This window comes from Dyella marensis (assembly GCF_900112865.1).
GTDB lineage: Bacteria > Pseudomonadota > Gammaproteobacteria > Xanthomonadales > Rhodanobacteraceae > Dyella_D > Dyella_D marensis_A.
The window spans coordinates 143,122-161,775 of the sequence record NZ_FONH01000004.1 but is presented as its reverse complement, the minus strand read 5'-3'; the positions used below and the strand labels follow the sequence as shown (position 1 = coordinate 161,775).

Genomic DNA, 18,654 nt, shown 5'->3' with positions numbered 1-18,654 from the left:
GGGCGGCGCGCGTGTCCCAGCGGAAGCCCATTACCAGACGCTCGGTTGCATTTCTCGGAGGAAATGGCGATGAGTAAACGACATGTGAGCACCGTGTTGAAACAGACCTTTCTCGTCACTTGCATGCTCGCCGCGGGCATCTCGCTGACGGCCTGCTCGGGTCACAGTTCCTATAAATCCGGCGGTGGCGGCAGCATCGTGAATCCCGGCGGCGCCGGTGGCGGTAGCGATGGCGGCGGTTCCGGCGGCGGCGATGGTTCGGGTGGCGGTGGCACAGGTGGTGGTGGTGGCGGTACCGGCACAGGTGGCGGCGGCACCGGAGGTGGCGGTGGTGGCACCGGCGGCGGTGGCGGCGGTACCGGAGGTGGCGGTGGGGGCACCGGCGGCGGTGGTGGTGATGGCGGCGGCACGGGTGGTGGCGGTACCGGCAGCACCACGCCCACCGGCGTGGTCGGCACCGTGGCGACCGGCGGCGGCAATATCGTCACCGCGGTGGGCAATACCGTCACCGGTATCGGCCAGCAGATTCCCAACACCACGATCCTCGGCAATACGCCGGTGACGCAGGGCCTGTCGGGCGTCGTCACCAATGTCGGCGAAGCCGTGGCCGACGTCGGCACCGGCCTGAAGAGCGGCCTTGGCCAGATCGGCAATACCAGCGATCCGGTCGGCACCACGGCGCTCGGCGCCAGCGGCGCGGTCGGCGATCTCGGCCAGGCGGTCACCAGTCTCGGCGGCACCGTGAAAGCGGCCGGCGCGTTCCAGGGTTCGCCGATCACGCCGATCACCTCGCTGGTCGGCAACGTGGTGTCGAATGTCGGCACCGGCGTCAGCACGCTCGACACCGGCCTCAACGGCCAGCTCGCCGGCGGCCTGCCGAAGCAGTTGACGCAGACGCTCAGCAATACCGTGACGCCGCTGGCCCTCACCGGCCAGAACGGCAGCGCCAGCGGCAACCCGACCAACCTGGTCGCGGCGGTGTCGACGGCGGCCGGCGGCTCGGCCACAGGCCTGGGCAATGGGCTCAATGGGATCGGTGCATCGCTGAGCGGCTCGCTCCCCGGCGGTCTCAACAATCCCACCACGTCGGCCCTGGGCAGCACAGTCAGCGGCCTCGGCAGCACGGTCAGCGCACTGGGCGGCGGCCTCACCAGCGGCCTGGGCCAGTCCGGCAGCATCGCCAACCCGGTCGGCGTGACGCTGGCCAGCACCGGCGGCGTCATCTCCGGCGTAGGCGCGACCACCAATGGCGTGAGCAATACGGTGGCGAGCCTCGGCAGCGGCCAGTTGTCCGGGCTCAACCCGGTGACCAGCCCGCTCGCGGCAGTGACGAACCAGGTGGGCACCGGCGTGACCAACCTCGGTGGACAAGTGGCCAATACCGCCAGCGGTCCGCTGCAGCCGGTCACCCAGGTGCTCAACAGCGTGGTCAACACGGTGGCCAACGCCACCACCACGCCGATCGGCACCGGCACCGCCGCGGGCGGCAGCAACGCAGTCGGCGGCCTGCTCGGTTCGCTCACCAGCACCGTGGGCGGCGCCACCGGCGTCGGCAGTACCACCGGCAGCACTTCGTCCAGCAACAACGGCGGATTGCTAGGCGGCCTGCTGAAGAAGTAAGCGGTAACGAAGAGGCGGCCGCACGGCCGCCTCTTCGCATGAGACATCCCTTCCCCGCCACGGCCTGCATGGCCGCGCTGCGCGCGCGTGGAAGGTCCAGCGACACTTACGGAGCGTCAGCGCATGAGGAGATGGTTGGTGTTCGCCACGGCCGCCGCGGCCTCGACCACCGGCTGGGCGCAGAGCCGCCCCCCGGTGCCCAACCCCTTGCAGACCCTGCCGCGCGTGGAAACGCCCGCCCGGCAACCCAGCGTCACCCTCAACGTGGAACAGCAGCGCAACGATCAGCTGGCCGCGCTGATGGCGCTCACCCTCACGCCGACGCGGATCGATATCGGCGGCGTGCATTCGGTGCCCTTCGACCAGGTGGCCGCGCTGTTCAAGCCGCTCACCGGCAAGACCGTGCGCATCGCCGACCTGGTCGCCGCCGCGGACGCCTGCACCAAGCTCTATCAGCAACACGACTACGCGCTGTCGTTCTGCTTCATTCCCGCGCAGAACTTCCAGGACGGCGTGGTCACCGTCAGCGTGGTGGAAGGCTATGTGGCCGCGGTCGATGTCACCGGCGCGCCGGGCAACATGGAGCGGAAGATCCGCGCCATCGCCAGCCACATCACCGCCGACCGCCCCCTGCGCCGCAGCACGTTCGAGCGCTACATCCAGACCCTCGGCATGCTGCCCGGCGCCAAGATCGACGCCGACATCCCCGCGCCGACCACCACCGACGGCGCCACGCGCCTGAAGCTGGCGGTGAAGCGCCAGCGCTATGACATGAGTACCGGCATCGATACCAACCATCCCGGCGTGCAGGGCATCTTCGCCGGCACGCTCAACGGCATGACGCCGCTGGCGGAACAGTTCAACGCCTCCGTGCTCTACCCGCCCGGCCGTGGCAAGCAGCAGTTCTACAGCGCCGGCTATGCGCAGATGCTCGGCTCCAGCGGCCTGATGGGACGGCTCAACGCGTCGCACTACTACGGCAACCCGGACATCGACAACCAGCTGCCGTCCTACCTGCGCCACCGCCTCACCCAGGACCGGCTCGACCTCAGCCTCAGCTATCCGCTGCTGCTGAGCAGCCGGCGCAGCCTGGTCCTCGGCGGCGGCCTGTACGGCTCCAACCAGCGCGACAAATACCGCAACCTCGACAACGGCGCGCAGTTGGAGCTGCAGAACGACGTGCGCGTGCTGCACGCGGAACTGGACTTCACCCAGGCCGCGGAAAAGCGCACGCGCAAGCTCGGCTTCGGCATCGCGCAGGGTCTGGATGCGTTGGGCGCGGCCAGCCGCGGCCTCACCAATATCCCCGGCGCCTTCGTCGCCAATCCGACCGACGTGAGCTTCACGCGCTATAACCTCAATGCGATGCAGAGCGATACCTGGCCCGCGCACCTGGTGACGGTGGCCAGCGTGGTCGGCCAGTACAGCCATTACCGCCTGCCCTCCACCGAGCAGATCAGCTTCGGCGGGCCGCGCTTCGCGCTCGGCTACGATCCGGGCTCGGTATCCGGCGACAGCGGCTGGGGCGCGTCGCTGGAACTCAACCGCTCGTTCAAGGTGAGCGCGAAGTGGGTGACCATGCTCACTCCCTATGTGCTTGGCCAGATGGCGCGCGTATACCTCAACGGCGCACGGCCGGCGGCCGACAGCCTGCAGACCGCGGCGCTCGGCCTGCGCCTCACCGACGGCAAGCACTACACGGTGGACGTCTCCGCCGCGCAACCGGTGGGCGACAAGACGCAGGACAACCTGGCGCGGCATACGCGGTATGACCTGACCTTTTCGTACCAGCTGTTCCCGTAGGTTGGGGTGACAACCCCAACATCGCCGTCCCGGGCGTCTCGCCATGTTGGGGTTCGCCTGCGGCTCACCCCAACCTACGCCGCTCCGTAGGTTGGGGTGACAACCCCAACATCGCCGCCCCAGGCGCCTCGCAACGTTGGGGTTCGCCTGTGGCTCACCCCAACCTACGCCGGCGAATCGGCCGTCTAGTAGGTATGTGTTATTTGCCCCCCGCCCCCCGCCTGACAAGCTCCCGGACACCCTCCACCGGGACCTCGTCATGCCTGCGTTCTTCCGCCACTTCTATTTCTGGGTGCTGGCCGCGATCGTCGCGGGCGGACTGATCGGCCATTACGCGCCGGAGACCGGCGTGGCGCTCAAGCCGCTCGGCGACGGCTTCATCGCGCTGGTGAAGATGCTGATCGGGCCGATCATCTTCCTCACCGTGGTGCTGGGCATCGCCGGCGTGTCCGACGTGAAGAAGGTCGGCCGCGTCGGCGCGAAGGCGATCCTGTACTTCGAGGTGGTGTCGAGCTTCGCGCTGGTGATCGGCCTGGTGGTGGTCAATACGCTCAAGCCGGGTGCCGGCTTCAATGCCACGCCCGCATCGCTCGACGCCACCGCGGTGGCCAAGTACGCCAACGCCGCGCACGAGCAGGGCACCGTTCCGTTCCTGCTGCACCTGATTCCCAAGACCTTCAGCGACGCCTTCAGCGGCGACGGCGACCTGCTGCAGGTGCTGCTGCTGGCGCTGCTGTTCGGCTTTGCCATGATCCATCTCGGCGAACGCGCCAGGCCGGTGATGACCTTCCTGGAAGCGCTGTCGAAAGTGTTCTTCCGCATCATGGGCATGATCATGCGCCTGGCCCCGCTGGGCGCCATGGGCGCGATGGCCTTCACCATCGGCAAGTACGGCGTGCACAGCCTGGGGCCGCTGCTGAAGCTGATGGGCAGCTTCTACCTGGCCTGCATCCTGTTCGTGGTGGTGGTACTCGGCGCCATCGCGCGCGCCACCGGCTTCAGCATCTTCAAGTTCCTGCGCTACATCCGCGAAGAGCTGCTGCTGGTGCTGGGCACCTCCTCGTCCGAATCGGCGCTGGTGCCGCTGATGCAGAAACTGGAGCGCCTGGGCTGCTCCAAGTCGGTAGTGGGCCTGGTGGTGCCCAGCGGCTATTCGTTCAACCTGGACGGCACCAATATCTACCTGACCATGGCCGCGATCTTCGTGGCGCAGGCGCTGGGCGTGGAGCTCACGCTGAGCCAGGAACTGACCCTGCTCGCCGTCGCCATGCTCACCTCCAAGGGCGCCTCCGGCGTCACCGGCGCGGGCTTCATCACGCTCGCCGCCACCCTGGCGGTCGTACCGTCGGTGCCGGTCGCTGGCCTGTCGCTGATCCTCGGCATCGACCGCTTCATGAGCGAGGCGCGCGCGATCACCAACATCATCGGCAACGGCGTCGCCACCGTGGTGGTCTCGCACTGGGAGAAGGAACTCGACCACGCCAGCCTGCAGGCCGCGCTCGACGGCCGCTCGCCCTCGCCCGCCGCGGACGAGGCTCCCCTGCTCTCTGACGCCGGCTGAGCCGGCCCCACCCGCCATTCACGAGGCTGCGATGAAGACCTTCCCGAGCAAGACCCTCAGTGCCGTCATGCTGTGCACGCTGGGCCTGGCGCCGGCGGCGCGGGCGGCCGACGTCAACAACTGGCCGATCAAGTACACCACGGGCGACGGCACCGAGTGGGCGCTGTACGGCAATTACCAGTACGACTGGATGGACGTGCGCCACAGTGACACCATCGAGGACTCGCACACCAACCGCCGCAAGGAATTCGGCTTCACCGCCAAGAAAAAGGGCGAGTGGGACGCGCTGGTCTACTTCGATTTCCAGTCCAGGCAATGGCTGGACGTGTACTGGCGCATGGAAACCAAATGGCTGTTCGGCCAGGACTACGGCAAGCTGCGCTTCGGTTACAGCAAGCTGCCGGTGGGCTTCGAAGGCGTCACCAGCGCGCGCAATGACAGCTTCGTGGAGATCGCGCTGCCGCTGCAGGCCATCTACGAGACGCGCCGCACCGGCGTCGACTGGGCCTATGAGCGCCCCACTTACCTGGTCAATGTCGGCTACTACTTCGGCGAGGATCTGCAAGGCGACAACGACGGCACCACCGTCGCCGCGCGCGCCGCGTGGACGCCGCTCAAGCAGGAAGGCGAAGTGGTGCACCTGGGCCTGTCCGCATCGATCGAAAATCCCGACGGCACCACCGACGGGCGCGGCGTCTACCACTCGCCCTCGGCGCGCTGGCGTTCGCGCCCCGAAGTGGGCCTCACCACCGTGCGCCTGATCGACTCCGGCTCGCTCACCCACGTCGACAGCAATCGCCGCCTTGGCTTCGAAGGCTTGTGGATCCACGGTCCGCTGTCGTTCCAGGGCGAGTACCTGCAGGCGCAGACCAAGCGCACCGACGGCCTGGCCGACTACACCGCGGACGGCTACTACGTGTTCGGCAGCTACGTGCTCACCGGCGAGTCGCGCCCCTACACCGCCGGCAACGTCGCCAACATCAAGCCGCGCGGTCCCTGGGGTGCGGTGGAGCTGCTGCTGCGCTACAGCGCGCTGGACCTGGACGACGGCAAGGTGCGCGGCGGCCGCGAGCACGACCTCACTTTCGGCGCCAACTGGTACCTGACCCAGCATTTCAAGTTCCAGGCGAACTACGTCAAGGCGCATTCCACGCACCTGGGCAAGCGCCAGGATCCGGACGTGTTCGAGCTGCGCGCCCAGGTGTATTTCTAAGCAACGGGAGCCGCAGCATGAACAGCACCACCGCCGGACTCATCGCGCGCGCGCCCGCCATGACGGCCGGGCAGCGCCTGCGCTCGATCTTCAGCGGCTCGATCGGCAACCTGGTCGAGTGGTACGACTGGTACGTCTATTCGGCGTTCTCGCTGTACTTCGCCCAGGTGTTCTTTCCGGCCAGCGACCAGACCACGCAGCTGCTCAATACCTCGGGCATCTTCGCGGTCGGTTTTTTGATGCGCCCGCTGGGCGGCTGGCTGCTCGGCACCTTCGCCGACCGCCGCGGGCGCAAGGCGGCGCTGCTGCTGTCGGTGTTCATGATGAGCCTGGGCTCGCTGATCATCGGCCTGTCGCCCGGCTATGCGCAGATCGGCGTGGCCGCGCCGATCCTGCTGGTGCTGGCGCGCCTGCTGCAGGGGCTGTCGATCGGCGGCGAGTACGGCACCTCGGCCACCTACCTGAGCGAAATGGCGCCGCGCGAGAGCCGCGGCTTCTGGTCGAGCATCCAGTACGTGACCCTGGTGGCGGGGCAGCTGATCGCGCTGGCGCTGCTGGTGGTGCTGCAGCATTTCGTGCTGTCCACCCAGCAACTGCACGACTGGGGCTGGCGTATTCCGTTCCTGATCGGCGCGCTGCTGGCGGTGATCGCGGTCATCATCCGCCGCAACATGGACGAGACGGCCTCGTTCAAGAAAGCCAGGCAGCTGGAAAGCCCCCTGCGCACCCTGATGCGCCATCCGCGCGAAGTGCTCACGGTAATCGGCCTCACCATGGGCGGCACGCTCGCTTTCTATACGTTCACCACGTACATGCAGAAATTCCTGGTGAACTCCGCCGGGATGAGCAAGGCCGACGCCACCTCGATCTCCACCGCCGCACTGTTCGTCTATGCGCTGCTGCAGCCGGCCTTCGGCGCCCTGTCGGACCGCATCGGCCGGCGGCCGCTGCTGATCGGCTTCGGCGTGCTCGGCGCACTGCTCACCTACCCCATCCTGTCGACGCTGAAAGAAGCGCACGACTGGTGGCAGGCATTCGGCCTGATCATGGCCGCGCTGATCATCGTCAGCGGCTATACCTCGATCAATGCGGTGGTGAAGGCGGAGCTGTTTCCCACCGAGATCCGCGCCATCGGCGTGGGCCTGCCGTACGCGCTGGCGCTGTCGGTGTTCGGCGGCACCGCGGAATACGTGGCGCTGTGGTTCAAGAAGATCGGCCACGAAGATTATTTCTACTGGTACGTCACCGCCTGCATCGCCTGCTCCCTGCTGGTATACATTGGCATGCGCGATACCCGGCGGCATTCGCGCATCGTCGAGGACTGACGCGCTTCGCCAACTAGGATGCCGCCGCGATCGAGGCGCTCTTTTCTCCTGACCCATGGCCATCCGGTTCCGCCACGGCAAGATCTTCGCCATCGCCGCGCTGCTCGCCGCCGGCATGGCGCTGTCCGCCCTGCTCGCCTACCGCATCGCCCTGCGCCAGTCGCTGGGCCGCATGGCCGGCGACAGCGCACAGCAACTGCAGCTGCAATCGCTGGCCCTGCAGCGCCTGATCGACCGTTATCGCGTGCTGCCCGGTACGCTCGCGCTCGACCCGGAACTGCGCGCCGCCCTGCTCGCGCCGCCCGACGCGACCATGCAGCACTACCTCAACATCAAGCTGGAACACGCCAACGGCGTGACCCATGCATCGACGCTCACCCTGCTCGATCGCGACGGCCTCGCGCTGGCCGCCAACAACTGGCGCGAGCCGAGCAGCAATGTCGGCCACCGCTACGATTTCCGGCCGTATTTCCAGGGCGCGGTCGCCCATGGCGTCGGCACCTTCTACGCGGTAGGCATTTCCACTCATGTGCCCGGCTATTTCATCGCCGAGGCGGTGAAGGGGCCGCGCGGCGAAGTGATCGGCGTGATCTCGGTGAAGGTACCGCTGGGCGAACTCGAACGCGAATGGCTGCACGGCGACGGCACGCTGCTGCTGAGCGACCGCAACGGCGTGGTCTTCCTCACCAACCAGCCCGAATGGGAATTCCGCGAACTGAGCCCGCTCAAGCCCAGCGAAGCGGCGCAGATGGAAGCCACCCGCCAGTACGAGGGCCAGCAGCTGCGCCGGGCCGACTATCGCGTGCTCGACGAACTCGGCGACGGCAGTCGCCTGGTGCGCATCGTGGAACCGGCCGGCCGCGGCGCCCGGCTGTGGAGCTCGCTCGAGCTGCCGCTGGAAGGCTGGTCGCTGCACCTGCTGCGTAACGCCGCCGGCAGCCTCGCCACCGCGCGCCTGGCCGCCGCCGTGGCCGCGGGGGCCTGGGCGCCGCTGATCCTGCTGGGGCTGTTCCTGCAGCAGCGCCGCCGCCTGATCCAGCACCGGCTGCAGAGCCGCGCCGAGCTGGAACGCCTGGTCGCCCACTACACCGGCGAGCTGCGCTCGGCGCAGGACAGCGTGGTGCAGGCGGCGGAGGCCGCGGCCAGCCGTAATGCCAGCCTGGAACATCTGCCGCAAGGCGTCAGCGTGGTCGACCGGGAGCTGCGCCTGGTGGCCTGGAACACGCGCTACCAGGAGATCTTCAAATTCCCGCCCGGCCTGCTGCAGACCGGCATGCCGATCGAGGACGTGCTGCGCTACAACGCGCGCCTGGGCCGGCTCGGGCCGGGCTCGGTGGAGGAAGCGATCCAGCGCCGCCTGGACCATATGCGCAGTGGCTCGGCGCATATGTTCGAGCGCGAGCGCCCCGACGGCAGCGTGCTGGAGATCCGCGGCAACCCGCTGCCCGGCGGCGGCTTCGTCACCAGCTTCGCCGACATCACCGCGTACAAAGCCGCGGCACGCGACCTGCGCAACCTCGCCACCACGCTGGAACAGCGCATTGAGGAACGCACGCACGACCTCGAAGCCGCCAAGGCCGAAGCCGAACATGCCAACCGCGGCAAGACGCGCTTCGTCGCCGCCGCCGTGCACGACCTGCTGCAACCGCTGAACGCCGCGCGCATGTATGTCGGCGTGCTGCGCGGCCGCCTGCCCGGCGGCGACGACCGCGCACTGGCCGATCGCGTGGAAAGCGCGCTGCAGGCACAGGACGACCTGCTCGCCAGCCTGCTCGACATGGCGCGCCTGGAAGCCGGCGCGCTGTCGGCCAGGGCGGTGGACCTGCCGCTGGAGCCGTTGCTCACCGGACTGGCGCGGCAGTTCGGCATCCTCGCGCAATCGCGCGGGCTGGCGCTGCATTACGTGCCCTGCCAGGCGACGGTGCACAGCGATCCGCTGCTGCTGCGCCGCGTGCTGCAGAACTTTCTTTCCAACGCGATCCATTACACGCCGCGCGGACGCGTGCTGCTCGGTTGCCGCCGCGTGGATGCTGGCGTGCGCATCGAAGTGTGGGATACCGGCGTGGGCATTCCGGAGGCGAAGCGGCAGGCGATCTTCGAGGAGTTCCGCCGGCTAGATACCGGCATCGAGCGCGACGGGCGCAGCGCGGGGCTCGGCTTGTCGATCGTCGACCGCATCGCGCGATTGCTTGACCACCGCATCGGGCTGCGTTCCTGGCCGGAGCGCGGCAGCGCGTTCTCGGTGACGGTGCCGTATGGCGATCCGGCAGGTGTGCCCGCGGCCCCTGTCGCCAGTTCGGCCGTGACGGACGAGGATTCGCCGCTGCGTGGCTGCCGCGTGTGGTGCATCGACGATGCGCCGCGCGTGCGCGAGGCGACGGGTGCCTTGCTGCGGCACTGGGGATGCGAGGCGACGCTGGTCGACAGCGCGGAGCAGGCGATGGCGCTCGCTCGTGCGGGCGAGGCGCCGGATCTGCTGTTGCTGGACTACCAGCTTGGTGAGGATGTCACCGGGTTGGATCTGCTGCCGCGCCTCGCCGGACGCTGGGGTGTACAGCCGCCGACCATCGTGCTGTCGGCGCAGAAGGATGCGCAGACGCGGATGCGCGTGCAGGAGGCCGGCTTGCGCTTCTTGCCGAAGCCGGCGGCGCCGGCGGCGCTGCGGGCCGTGATATCGCAGGCATTGCTCGCCAGCGGCGCCTCGTAGGTTGGGGTGAGCGCAGCGAACCCCAACGGGTGGCGCAATCGAAGATCGACGCGACGGTCGGCGTGAGAGGTTCGTTGGGGTTCGCTGTGCTCACCCCAACCTACGGGGACTCGTCGAGATCCAGCGACTTTGCGAGTACCGCCGCCTGCGTGCGGGAACGGCAGTCGAGTTTCTTCAGGACGGCCGTCACGTGGATCTTCACGGTGTTCTCGGCCAGGCCGAGCTGGTCGGCGATCTGTTTGTTGAGCAGGCCTTCGGCCAGCAGCATCAGTACGCGCAGCTGCTGCGGTGTCAGCTGTGCCAGGCGCGACGCAAGCGTCGCATCATCTTCGCTGCGCTCGGCCTTCTCCGCCGGAAACCAGCTTCCGCCCGCGAGCACCTCATGCACCGCCGCACCCAACGCACCTACCGGCGCGGACTTTGAAACGAACCCTGCGGCGCCGAACTGCTGCGCGCGGCGCACCGTGCGTGGATGGTCGTTCGAGGAAATCACGATCACCGGCACTTCCGGCCGCTCGCCGCGCAGCAGCACCAGCGAGGAGAAGCCCATCGCGCCGGGCATGGCCAGGTCCAGCAGCACCAGGTCGATCACCGCCTCGTCGGCCAGCGCCGCTTCGACGGCGCTCTGGCTGGCCACTTCGAGCATCCGGCCGTCGGGCAGCGCCTCGCGCAGCGCATGCAGCACCGCGGCGCGGAACATCGGGTGATCGTCGGCGACAAGAATGGTTTGCACGGCTGACCTCGTCTGACCGGCCCGCCCGGCGGGGCGCAACCAGGGATTGCTTTTAGCAGAGGCGCTCAGCCACGGCTATCGCCGGGCTTGACCCTTACGTAACGTAAGGCCCCAGTGTGCGGCCCGCACCGAAGGAGAACTCCATGCTGTTGACCGTTGGCGAACTTGCGCGGCGTTGCGGGCTGACTGTCCGCACCCTGCACCACTACGACGCCATCGGCCTGCTGAAGCCTTCGGTGCGCTCCGCCGCCGGTTATCGACTCTACGATCGGGCCAATATCGAGCGCCTGCATCGGATCCAGGCCCTGCACCAGCTGGGCCTGTCGCTGACCGCGATCGGAGACGCCCTGTCCGGGCCTCAGGCGCCGCTGCCGGAGGTGATCGATCGCCAGCTCGCCCACCTCGACCGCGAGCTGGCCAAGACCGCGCTGCTGCGCGAGCGGCTGCTCCGGTTGCGCACGCAGCTGGAGGCCGGACAGTCCCCCGACCTGGCCGACTGGCTGGACACACTCGAGACCATGACCATGTACGAGAAGTATTTCTCTCCCGACGAACTGAAGACGCTGCCGCTGCATACCGACCCCGACGTGCTGCCCGACTGGAAGGCACTGGTCATGGCCGTGCAGGCGGCCATGGACCGCGGCGCGACCGCGCACGATGCCGACGTGCAGCTGCTGGCGCTGCGCTGGATGACGATGATCCAGCGCGGCACCGGCAACAACCCGGCTTTCCTGCTGCGGCTACGGGCCATCAACGAACAGGAGCCGGCCATGCGCGAGCGCAGCGGCATCACCCGGGAACTGGAGCGCTTCGTGGAGCAGGCGCTGATCGCCGCGCGGCTGTCGATCTTCGCCCGCTACCTGGATGCGCGGGAGATGGAGCGGATGCAGCTGCACTACGGTGCGCAGATGCATGCCTGGCCGGTGCTGATCGCGGAACTGCGCAACGCCATGGCCGATGAGCTTCCGCCCGCGCACCCGCACGTGCAGGCCAAGGCGCGGCGCTGGATGGAACTGTTCCGCGCCTATGCCGGCGACGATCCGGTCACCCATGCGCGCATCCGCGAGGCCTATGCGAAAGAGCCGGAGCTGCGCAGCGGCAGCGCGGTGGACGACGCGCTGCTGGCCTATGTGCGCAGCGCGTGGGCGAGCGCGCAGACGGCGGCGCACTGAGCGGCACAACGAAGAAGGGCGGCCCCAGGGCCGCCCTTCCCTGCCTCGCTGCCGAAGCGGCTTACTTCTTGGCGAACAGATGCTCGACCGCGGCGCGCTCCTCGCGCAGTTCCTTGTCGGTCGCTTCCATGCGGGCGCGCGAGAAGTCGTTGACCGGCAGGCCCTGCACGATCTCGTACTTGCCGTTCTTCACCGTCACGGGGTAGCCGTAGATCACGCCCGGGGCGATGCCGTACGAGCCGTCGGACGGGATGCCCATCGAGACCCAGTCGCCGTCAGCGGTGCCCAGCGCCCAGTCGCGCATGTGGTCGATCGCGGCCGAGGCGGCCGAAGCGGCCGACGAGGCGCCGCGCGCCTTGATGATCGCCGCGCCGCGCTGCTGCACGGTGGGGATGAAGTCGCTCTCGTACCAGGCCTGGTCGACCAGCTCGAGCGCGGCCTTGCCCTTCACCGAAGCCTGGTGCAGGTCCGGGTACTGGGTGGAGCTGTGGTTGCCCCAGATGGTGACCTTGTTGATGTCGGTGGTGTGCGCGCCGGTCTTCTCGGCCAGCTGCGACAGGGCGCGGTTGTGGTCCAGGCGCACCATCGCGGTGAAGCACTTCGGATCCAGGTCCGGGGCGTTCTGCTGGGCGATCAGCGCATTGGTGTTGGCCGGATTGCCGACCACCAGCACGCGCACGTCGCGCTTGGCGTGGTCGTTCAGCGCCTTGCCCTGCGGGCCGAAGATGGCGCCGTTGGCTTCCAGCAGGTCCTTGCGCTCCATGCCCGGGCCGCGCGGACGCGCGCCGACCAGCAGGGCGTAGTCGACGTCCTTGAAGGCCACGTTGACGTCGTCGGTGGCGACGATGCCGGCCAGGGTCGGGAACGCGCAGTCGTTGAGCTCCATCACCACGCCCTGCAGGGACGGCAGCGCCGGGGTGATTTCCAGCAGGTGCAGGATCACCGGCTGGTCCTTGCCGAGCATGTCGCCGGCGGCGATGCGGAACAGCAGGGCATAGCCGATCTGGCCGGCAGCGCCGGTAACGGCAACGCGAACGGGGGCTTTCATCACTTGCACTCCTTCATGGTCGGGTGGGCCAGGCCCACCGAATGGTGTTGGCGGGCCCCTTGAGACCCACCGATACGGATGGATCAGCTCAGCTGCGCGAAGAAGGCCTGGATGCGTTCGAGGCCCGGCTTCAGCTGCGCCGTGGGACAGGTGTAGGAGATGCGCATCGCGCGCGGCTCGCCGAAGGCCGAACCAGGCACGCAGGCGACGCCGGTGGCTTCCAGCAGGGCCGCGCAGAACTCGACGTCGTTGGAGATTTTCGTGCCCTGGTGGCTCTTGCCGAAGGCGACGGAGATATCCGGGAACGCATAGAACGCACCCTGCGGACGCGGGCACACCACGCCGGGGATCGCCGTCAGCGCCTCGAACACCACGTCGCGCTTGCCGGCGAATTCCTCGCACTTGGCGCGCGGCACGTCCTGCGGGCCGCCGAAGGCCGCCACCGCGGCAGCAGTGATCACTTCCGGCACGCTGGTGATGTGGTTGGAATTGAGCGTGGTCACCGCCTTGGCCACCGACTCGGGGCCGGCGATCAGACCCACGCGCCAGCCCGGCATGCCGTAGGTCTTGGAGACCGAGTCGACGAACACCAGGCGCTCGCGCAACTCCGGTTGGGCGAACACGAAGTTGTGGTAGCCGATCCCGTCGAACACCATCGAGTTGTAGATGTCGTCGGTGACGATCCAGGTGTCCGGATACTTGACCAGCACGTCGGCCAGCGCGGCGATTTCCTCGCGCGTGTAGACCATGCCGGTGGGGTTGGACGGGTTGTTGAACAGGAACACCTTGGGCTTGCGCTGCAACGCCGCTTCGAGCTGCGCGGGCACCAGCTTGTAGTTCTGCTCCGGGCCGCAATGCAGCACGTTGGCCTTGGCGCCGACGATGTCCGCGATGTCGTGGTAGGTGGTCCAGTACGGCGCGGCGAAGCAGATCTCGTCGCCTTCGTCGAGCATCGCCTCGGCCAGGTTGTACAGCACCTGCTTGGCGCCGATGCCGATGGAGAGGTTCATGCGGCCGTAGCCGCTGAAGCCGAGCGCCTCGATGTGCCTGAGGAAGGCGTCCAGCAGCGGCTCGGCGCCGCGGTTGCTGCCGTACTGGCCGCTGTCGTGCTTGAGCGCCTCGCGCGCCGCCTCGTACACATGGTCGCCGGGGAGGAAGTTCGGCACGCCGATGGAGAAGCTGATGATGTCGCGGCCGGCGGCCTTGAGCTGCCTGGCCTTTTCGGCGATGACCATGATCGCGCTGGGCTTGGCGCGACCGACACGCTGGGCTAGCTGGGGCATGACTTCCTCTGGTTCGGGGGACGGAGGCAGCAAACCGGTGGATTTTAGCATGCGGCGCTGCCGCATCCGGCGCCCCCGCAAGTCCTTGCCACCCGGTGCATTCGGGGACCGGCCCGGGCATGATGCGCACGCTACCGGCCGCTTCGGCGCATTCCGGGACCGGGAGGCAGCGGGCCAACAGGAAGGCGCCCGCCAGTGGTACTCAGGGGACTATCCAACCATTGACGGAGGAGACGGGTATGCATTGGCTGTGGGTAATCATCGTCGGTCTGGTCGTCGGCCTGCTCGCCAAGGCCATCATGCCGGGCAAGGACCCGGGCGGCTTCATCATCACGGCCCTGCTGGGCATCGCCGGCTCCTTCATCTCCACCTATGTGGGCGAGCAGCTGGGCTGGTGGCCCGCGACGGGCTTCATGCACTTCCTCGGCTCGATCCTCGGCGCCGTGGTGCTGCTGCTGATCTACCACTTCGCGTTCAACCGCAATCGCACGGCCTGAGCATGAAAAAAGCCGCCGGCGGGTTGCCCCGCCGGCGGCTTTCATGTGTGCGCGAATGCTTAGGCCGACGCCTTGCTGCCGCCGAACAGCGAACCGGCCAGCGAGGCCAGCGAGCCCAGATCGATGCCGCTGCCGCCCTGCGGCACCTGGCCGTCGGGGGTGAGGTGATCCACCGCGTGCGGCAGCACCTGCGACAGCTGGCCGAGCAGCTGGCCCGGATCCACGCCCAGCTTGCCCGCGGCTTCCTGCACCACCGAGCCCAGACCGCCGTTCTGCAGCGCCTGGCCCAGCTGGTCGCCGGAGACCGATTGATTGGCGCCGGTGCCGACCCACGACTGCGCCGCTTCGCCCAGGCCATGCTGCTGCAGGATGTTCAGCAGGCCCTGCAGGCCGCCGGCCTTTTCGATCAGCTGGCCCGCCACGGAAATCAGCGAGCCGCCCTGTCCTTCCTGGCCGCCCTGCCCCAGCAGACTACCCAGGCCGCCCAGCAGATCATTGAGTGATGCCATGTTTGCTCTCCCTAAGATTGAAAGGTCTACCCCGGTAGCGCACGTCCGGCGCGTCCGGCGATTCTAGGCATGCCTCGGCTAGCCGCATGTGACGGCACCGTTAATGAAAGAAGGCCGCCGTCGTTGCCGACGGCGGCCTTCTTATTTCGCAAGAACGCGAGGCGCTCAGCCGCGCTGGTCGAGGATCGCGTTCCATTCCTTGACGCGGTCGGCCTGGGCGGCCAGCAGCGCGTCGACGTCGCCCTCGACGGTGGCCTTCTCGATCACGTCGTCCTGGCGGATCGCATCGACCACCTTCTGGTCTTCCGCGCTGACCACTTCGCCGAACACGCTGTGCTTGCCGTCCAGCCACGGCGTGGCGCCGTGGGTGATGAAGAACTGGCTGCCGTTGGTGCGCGGACCGGCGTTGGCCATCGACAGCACGCCGGGCTTGTCGTGGCGCAGCGAGGGATTGAACTCGTCCTCGAACTTGTAGCCCGGGCCGCCGCGGCCGCTGCCCTCGGGGCAGCCGCCCTGGACCATGAAGTCGTTGATCACGCGGTGGAAGCTCAGGCCATCGTAGTAACCGCGGCGCACCAGGTTGACGAAGCTGGCCACGGTCACCGGCGTCTTGTCGTCGTGCAGGCGCAGGTGGATGGGGCCGCGGTTGGTGGTGAGGGTTACGTTGATGGTCATCGGTACTCCTTAGGCTGTCGAGACGGCGCCGCTCCGGCAGCGGCGCGGAAACCGGCAAGGATACTCCAGCCGGCGGCTCAGGGCAGGCCGAGCGCCGCCCGCTCCATCGCCCCCGCGCCGCGGGGCCGGGCCGCCGGCACCGGCGGGTTGTCGCGCGGCCACGGCGCGGCGGCGTACAGGTGGCTCCACAGCCGGTCCAGCGCCAGATAGCCGTACGGCAGCAGCGGCACGTGGCGCTCGCCGAAGCCCGGCAGCGGCAGGAAGGCATCGAAATGCTGCGCATGCGGCACCTTCCAGTACAGCGGATGGCGCCCCTGCGCGTGCAGCCAGGCCACGTAGGGTTCGGAGGTGAACGCCGTCGGCAGCAGGCCGTCCTCGGCGCCGTGCAGCACCCACAGCGGCAGCTCCGGACGCGGCAGCCGCACCGAGGTGGCGGCCACGCTGGCGTGCAGCCCGGCCACCTCCGCGCCGGTGCCGTCCCACAGCGCGCGCAGGCAGCGCGTGCCGGGCAGCGCGGGGTCCGCGGTTGCGTCCGTGCCGCCGAGCAGCGCGATGCCGTTGCCGGGCGGAATGCCGGCACCGTCCGCCCACCACGAGGCGCGGACGGCCGGCGAGGCGTCGGCGGTGGCGGCGTAGCGGAAGCCGCAAGGCATGTCCGTCGCGCCGCGGCGCAGATACGACGAGGCATAGCCGGCGGCGATCGCGCGCCACAGGTCGAAGGCCTGCGTGCTTGCCGCCACGTTCAGCGCGTCGTCGGTCCAGCCGCCCTTGCGCAGATGTTCGTAGGCCTGCGCCGCCTGGGCCTGCGGCGTGTCGCCGCCGACCAGGCCCAGCTCGCGCAGGCTGGCGCAGCGGGCGAGCCAGGCAGCCGGCGGCTTGCCGTCCTTGCCGCGCGCCAGGGGCGTGCGGTCGAAGCGCGCGTCGCTCAGTGCGCACGGCAGCCACAGCGCGGCGTCGGTGGCGTAGTCGTAGAGCGCACGGCCGTGGCCTTCCACGTGCACATTGGGCTCCAGCGCGACGACACCGGCGAGCACACCTTCGTCGTCGAGGCCTGCCGCCTGCAACACCGCGCCGCCGCCGTTGGACAGTCCGGTGGCGATGATGCGCGTGTTCTGCGCGGTGAACGGCGCCTGCTCCGGATAGGCGCGATCGAGCATGGCCAGCCCGAAGCGCGCGGCCTGCAGTACGTGGCGGCCCCAGTCGGCTTCCGGATGATCGCCCGAGTGCAGGTGCTTGATCGCCACGCCCGCGTCGGCGGCAGCCGGCACCGGTTCGAATTCGAGCGGCGCCGAACCGCGCTTCGCGCGCGTGCCGTCCAGCTGCACGCCGCTGTCGTCGGCAGGGTCGAAGTAACCCGCGCCCGTGCCCTTGTCGGTATAGGCGACCGCGCAGCCGCGCGGCAGTCCCCACGCACCGGCCAGCGCGATCGCGCCGTAGATGCCGCGCGAACCGGACGATGCCGTCACCACCAGGCAGCGCCGCTGCGTGTCGAAACCATCGGGCAGCTGCAGCAGCACGCGGTGCGGTGCATGCGCGCCTGGAATGCGCGCAAAGGCCTGGTATTCGCGTCCCGGCACCGCGGGCACCGCGCCATAGACACGCCCGTAGCCGCCCAGCGGGCCGAGATCGGCGATGCCCTTCCAGCTGTTCTGGATCGCACGGCGGCGCAACTCGCCCGCGGTCGGATGCAGCGCATCGGCATATGGCGCCGGCGTCCCCGCCAACCCGGCCAGACCCAATCCCGCACTGAGCAGATCGTCGCTGCCGCGATGCCCGGTGATGCGCACGTCGCCTTGGATGAAATCCGGATCGCGCATGAAACCCTGTCCCGATCGGTGAGAGGAAGGCGGCTGCGCCGCGCAAGCGGCCAGCAGCGGCACCAGCAACAGCCAGGAGCGGTGGAGGATGGTCATCCGGACACCATAGCAACCGGCGGTGGGCGCGCCATCGTACGAAGGTACAGCAGGGGTTGTGGTGCAAATGCCTCAGTTTCCAAATTGGAACCCTTCTCCCGCCGGGAGCACGCGGGGAGCGCACATGGATGTGCGCGGCTCTGAGGAGCGAGGAAGGTGGCGGCAGCCGGATGAGGGTACGGGCGGAGCGGTGCACATCACTCTTGCGCTCCGCCCGTACCCTCACCCCACCCCCTCTCCCGGAGGGAGAGGGGATCACCTCATCGTTCCAAGTTGGAATCCTTCTCCCTCCGGGAGAAGGTGGCGGCAGCCGGATGAGGGTGCGGGCGGAGCGGTGCACATCACTCTTGCGCTCCGCCCGTACCCTCACCCCACCCCCTCTCCCGGAGGGAGAGGGGATCACCTCTCCGTTCCAAATGGTGACCCTTCTCCCTCCGGGAGAAGGTGGCGGCAGCCGGATGAGGGTGCGGGCGGAGCGGTGCACATCACTCTTGCGCTCCGCCCGTACCCTCACCCCAACCCCTCTCTCCCACGGGGACTACCTTCGGGTCGCCGGAGGGAGAGGGGATCACCTCTCCGTTCCAAATGGTGACCC

General features: G+C 68.6%; 14 protein-coding genes. 8 read left to right on the top strand and 6 right to left on the bottom strand.

The genetic code is table 11. From position 1 onward, the window contains the following. Positions 1 to 69 precede the first annotated feature (69 nt). The 6 genes from BM172_RS08665 (at position 70) to BM172_RS08640 (ending at position 10,229) form a co-directional block, all read left to right on the top strand. Positions 70 to 1,620 (top strand): collagen-like triple helix repeat-containing protein, encoded by a 1,551-nt coding sequence (locus BM172_RS08665; RefSeq protein ID WP_143096487.1) that lies wholly within the window; start codon positions 70 to 72, stop codon positions 1,618 to 1,620. A 123-nt stretch (positions 1,621 to 1,743) separates the two neighbouring features. Continuing rightward, positions 1,744 to 3,423, top strand: coding sequence for a ShlB/FhaC/HecB family hemolysin secretion/activation protein (locus BM172_RS08660; RefSeq protein WP_026633058.1), 1,680 nt, complete (start codon positions 1,744 to 1,746; stop codon positions 3,421 to 3,423). Positions 3,424 to 3,682: 259 nt separating this feature from the next. After that, a complete protein-coding gene (locus tag BM172_RS08655) occupies positions 3,683 to 4,984 on the top strand; it encodes a dicarboxylate/amino acid:cation symporter (protein WP_026633057.1) in 1,302 nt (433 codons plus the stop codon). Between the two features lie 31 nt (positions 4,985 to 5,015). Next, on the top strand, positions 5,016 to 6,197 hold the full coding sequence (locus tag BM172_RS08650) for an OprO/OprP family phosphate-selective porin (protein ID WP_051548260.1): 1,182 nt from the start codon (positions 5,016 to 5,018) through the stop codon (positions 6,195 to 6,197). A 17-nt stretch (positions 6,198 to 6,214) separates the two neighbouring features. Then, complete coding sequence (locus tag BM172_RS08645; protein WP_026633055.1) at positions 6,215 to 7,522, top strand: MFS transporter; 1,308 nt, start codon at positions 6,215 to 6,217, stop codon at positions 7,520 to 7,522. A 55-nt stretch (positions 7,523 to 7,577) separates the two neighbouring features. Next, the gene (locus tag BM172_RS08640; RefSeq protein ID WP_026633054.1) at positions 7,578 to 10,229 is read left to right on the top strand and encodes a hybrid sensor histidine kinase/response regulator; all 2,652 of its coding nucleotides are present in this window, start codon (positions 7,578 to 7,580) and stop codon (positions 10,227 to 10,229) included. A 100-nt stretch (positions 10,230 to 10,329) separates the two neighbouring features. Here BM172_RS08640 and BM172_RS08635 read toward each other — a convergent pair whose 3' ends face one another. Further along, positions 10,330 to 10,929 carry a LuxR C-terminal-related transcriptional regulator gene (locus BM172_RS08635; protein ID WP_051548259.1) on the bottom strand — a complete coding sequence of 200 codons (600 nt, stop codon included), beginning with the start codon at positions 10,927 to 10,929 and terminating at the stop codon, positions 10,330 to 10,332. Between the two features lie 176 nt (positions 10,930 to 11,105). Here BM172_RS08635 and BM172_RS08630 point away from each other — a divergent pair, with 176 nt between their 5' ends. Further along, positions 11,106 to 12,134: a MerR family transcriptional regulator gene (locus BM172_RS08630; protein ID WP_026633052.1), complete on the top strand. Its 1,029-nt coding sequence runs from the start codon at positions 11,106 to 11,108 to the stop codon at positions 12,132 to 12,134. Between the two features lie 61 nt (positions 12,135 to 12,195). Here the strand turns inward: BM172_RS08630 and BM172_RS08625 are convergent, their stop codons facing one another. Beyond that, positions 12,196 to 13,182, bottom strand: coding sequence for a malate dehydrogenase (locus BM172_RS08625; RefSeq protein ID WP_026633051.1), 987 nt, complete (start codon positions 13,180 to 13,182; stop codon positions 12,196 to 12,198). 83 nt (positions 13,183 to 13,265) lie between these two features. Next, positions 13,266 to 14,465: a pyridoxal phosphate-dependent aminotransferase gene (locus BM172_RS08620; protein ID WP_026633050.1), complete on the bottom strand. Its 1,200-nt coding sequence runs from the start codon at positions 14,463 to 14,465 to the stop codon at positions 13,266 to 13,268. Positions 14,466 to 14,704: 239 nt separating this feature from the next. On the opposite strand from BM172_RS08620, the gene BM172_RS08615 reads away from it, so the two are divergent. Next, entirely contained in the window at positions 14,705 to 14,962 is a 258-nt protein-coding gene (locus BM172_RS08615; protein WP_026633049.1) for a GlsB/YeaQ/YmgE family stress response membrane protein, read from the top strand. Between the two features lie 59 nt (positions 14,963 to 15,021). Here BM172_RS08615 and BM172_RS08610 read toward each other — a convergent pair whose 3' ends face one another. From BM172_RS08610 to BM172_RS08600, 3 genes are all read right to left on the bottom strand, one after another. Continuing rightward, positions 15,022 to 15,471: a YidB family protein gene (locus BM172_RS08610; RefSeq protein ID WP_026633048.1), complete on the bottom strand. Its 450-nt coding sequence runs from the start codon at positions 15,469 to 15,471 to the stop codon at positions 15,022 to 15,024. Positions 15,472 to 15,636: 165 nt separating this feature from the next. Beyond that, positions 15,637 to 16,146: a peptidylprolyl isomerase gene (locus tag BM172_RS08605; protein ID WP_026633047.1), complete on the bottom strand. Its 510-nt coding sequence runs from the start codon at positions 16,144 to 16,146 to the stop codon at positions 15,637 to 15,639. Positions 16,147 to 16,223: 77 nt separating this feature from the next. After that, entirely contained in the window at positions 16,224 to 18,059 is a 1,836-nt protein-coding gene (locus BM172_RS08600) for a 3-hydroxybutyrate oligomer hydrolase family protein (protein WP_081804965.1), read from the bottom strand. Positions 18,060 to 18,654 lie beyond the last annotated feature (595 nt).

Excerpts from the sequence above, each read along its gene's own strand:
- BM172_RS08665 (WP_143096487.1), top strand. The coding sequence starts at position 70 with ATGAGTAAACGACATGTGAGCACCGTGTTGAAACAGACCTTTCTCGTC.
- BM172_RS08660 (WP_026633058.1), top strand. The coding sequence starts at position 1,744 with ATGAGGAGATGGTTGGTGTTCGCCACGGCCGCCGCGGCCTCGACCACC.
- BM172_RS08655 (WP_026633057.1), top strand. The coding sequence starts at position 3,683 with ATGCCTGCGTTCTTCCGCCACTTCTATTTCTGGGTGCTGGCCGCGATC.
- BM172_RS08650 (WP_051548260.1), top strand. The coding sequence starts at position 5,016 with ATGAAGACCTTCCCGAGCAAGACCCTCAGTGCCGTCATGCTGTGCACG.
- BM172_RS08645 (WP_026633055.1), top strand. The coding sequence starts at position 6,215 with ATGAACAGCACCACCGCCGGACTCATCGCGCGCGCGCCCGCCATGACG.
- BM172_RS08640 (WP_026633054.1), top strand. The coding sequence starts at position 7,578 with ATGGCCATCCGGTTCCGCCACGGCAAGATCTTCGCCATCGCCGCGCTG.
- BM172_RS08635 (WP_051548259.1), bottom strand. The coding sequence starts at position 10,929 with ATGTTCCGCGCCGCGGTGCTGCATGCGCTGCGCGAGGCGCTGCCCGAC.
- BM172_RS08630 (WP_026633052.1), top strand. The coding sequence starts at position 11,106 with ATGCTGTTGACCGTTGGCGAACTTGCGCGGCGTTGCGGGCTGACTGTC.
- BM172_RS08625 (WP_026633051.1), bottom strand. The coding sequence starts at position 13,182 with ATGAAAGCCCCCGTTCGCGTTGCCGTTACCGGCGCTGCCGGCCAGATC.
- BM172_RS08620 (WP_026633050.1), bottom strand. The coding sequence starts at position 14,465 with ATGCCCCAGCTAGCCCAGCGTGTCGGTCGCGCCAAGCCCAGCGCGATC.
- BM172_RS08615 (WP_026633049.1), top strand. The coding sequence starts at position 14,705 with ATGCATTGGCTGTGGGTAATCATCGTCGGTCTGGTCGTCGGCCTGCTC.
- BM172_RS08610 (WP_026633048.1), bottom strand. The coding sequence starts at position 15,471 with ATGGCATCACTCAATGATCTGCTGGGCGGCCTGGGTAGTCTGCTGGGG.
- BM172_RS08605 (WP_026633047.1), bottom strand. The coding sequence starts at position 16,146 with ATGACCATCAACGTAACCCTCACCACCAACCGCGGCCCCATCCACCTG.
- BM172_RS08600 (WP_081804965.1), bottom strand. The coding sequence starts at position 18,059 with ATGACCATCCTCCACCGCTCCTGGCTGTTGCTGGTGCCGCTGCTGGCC.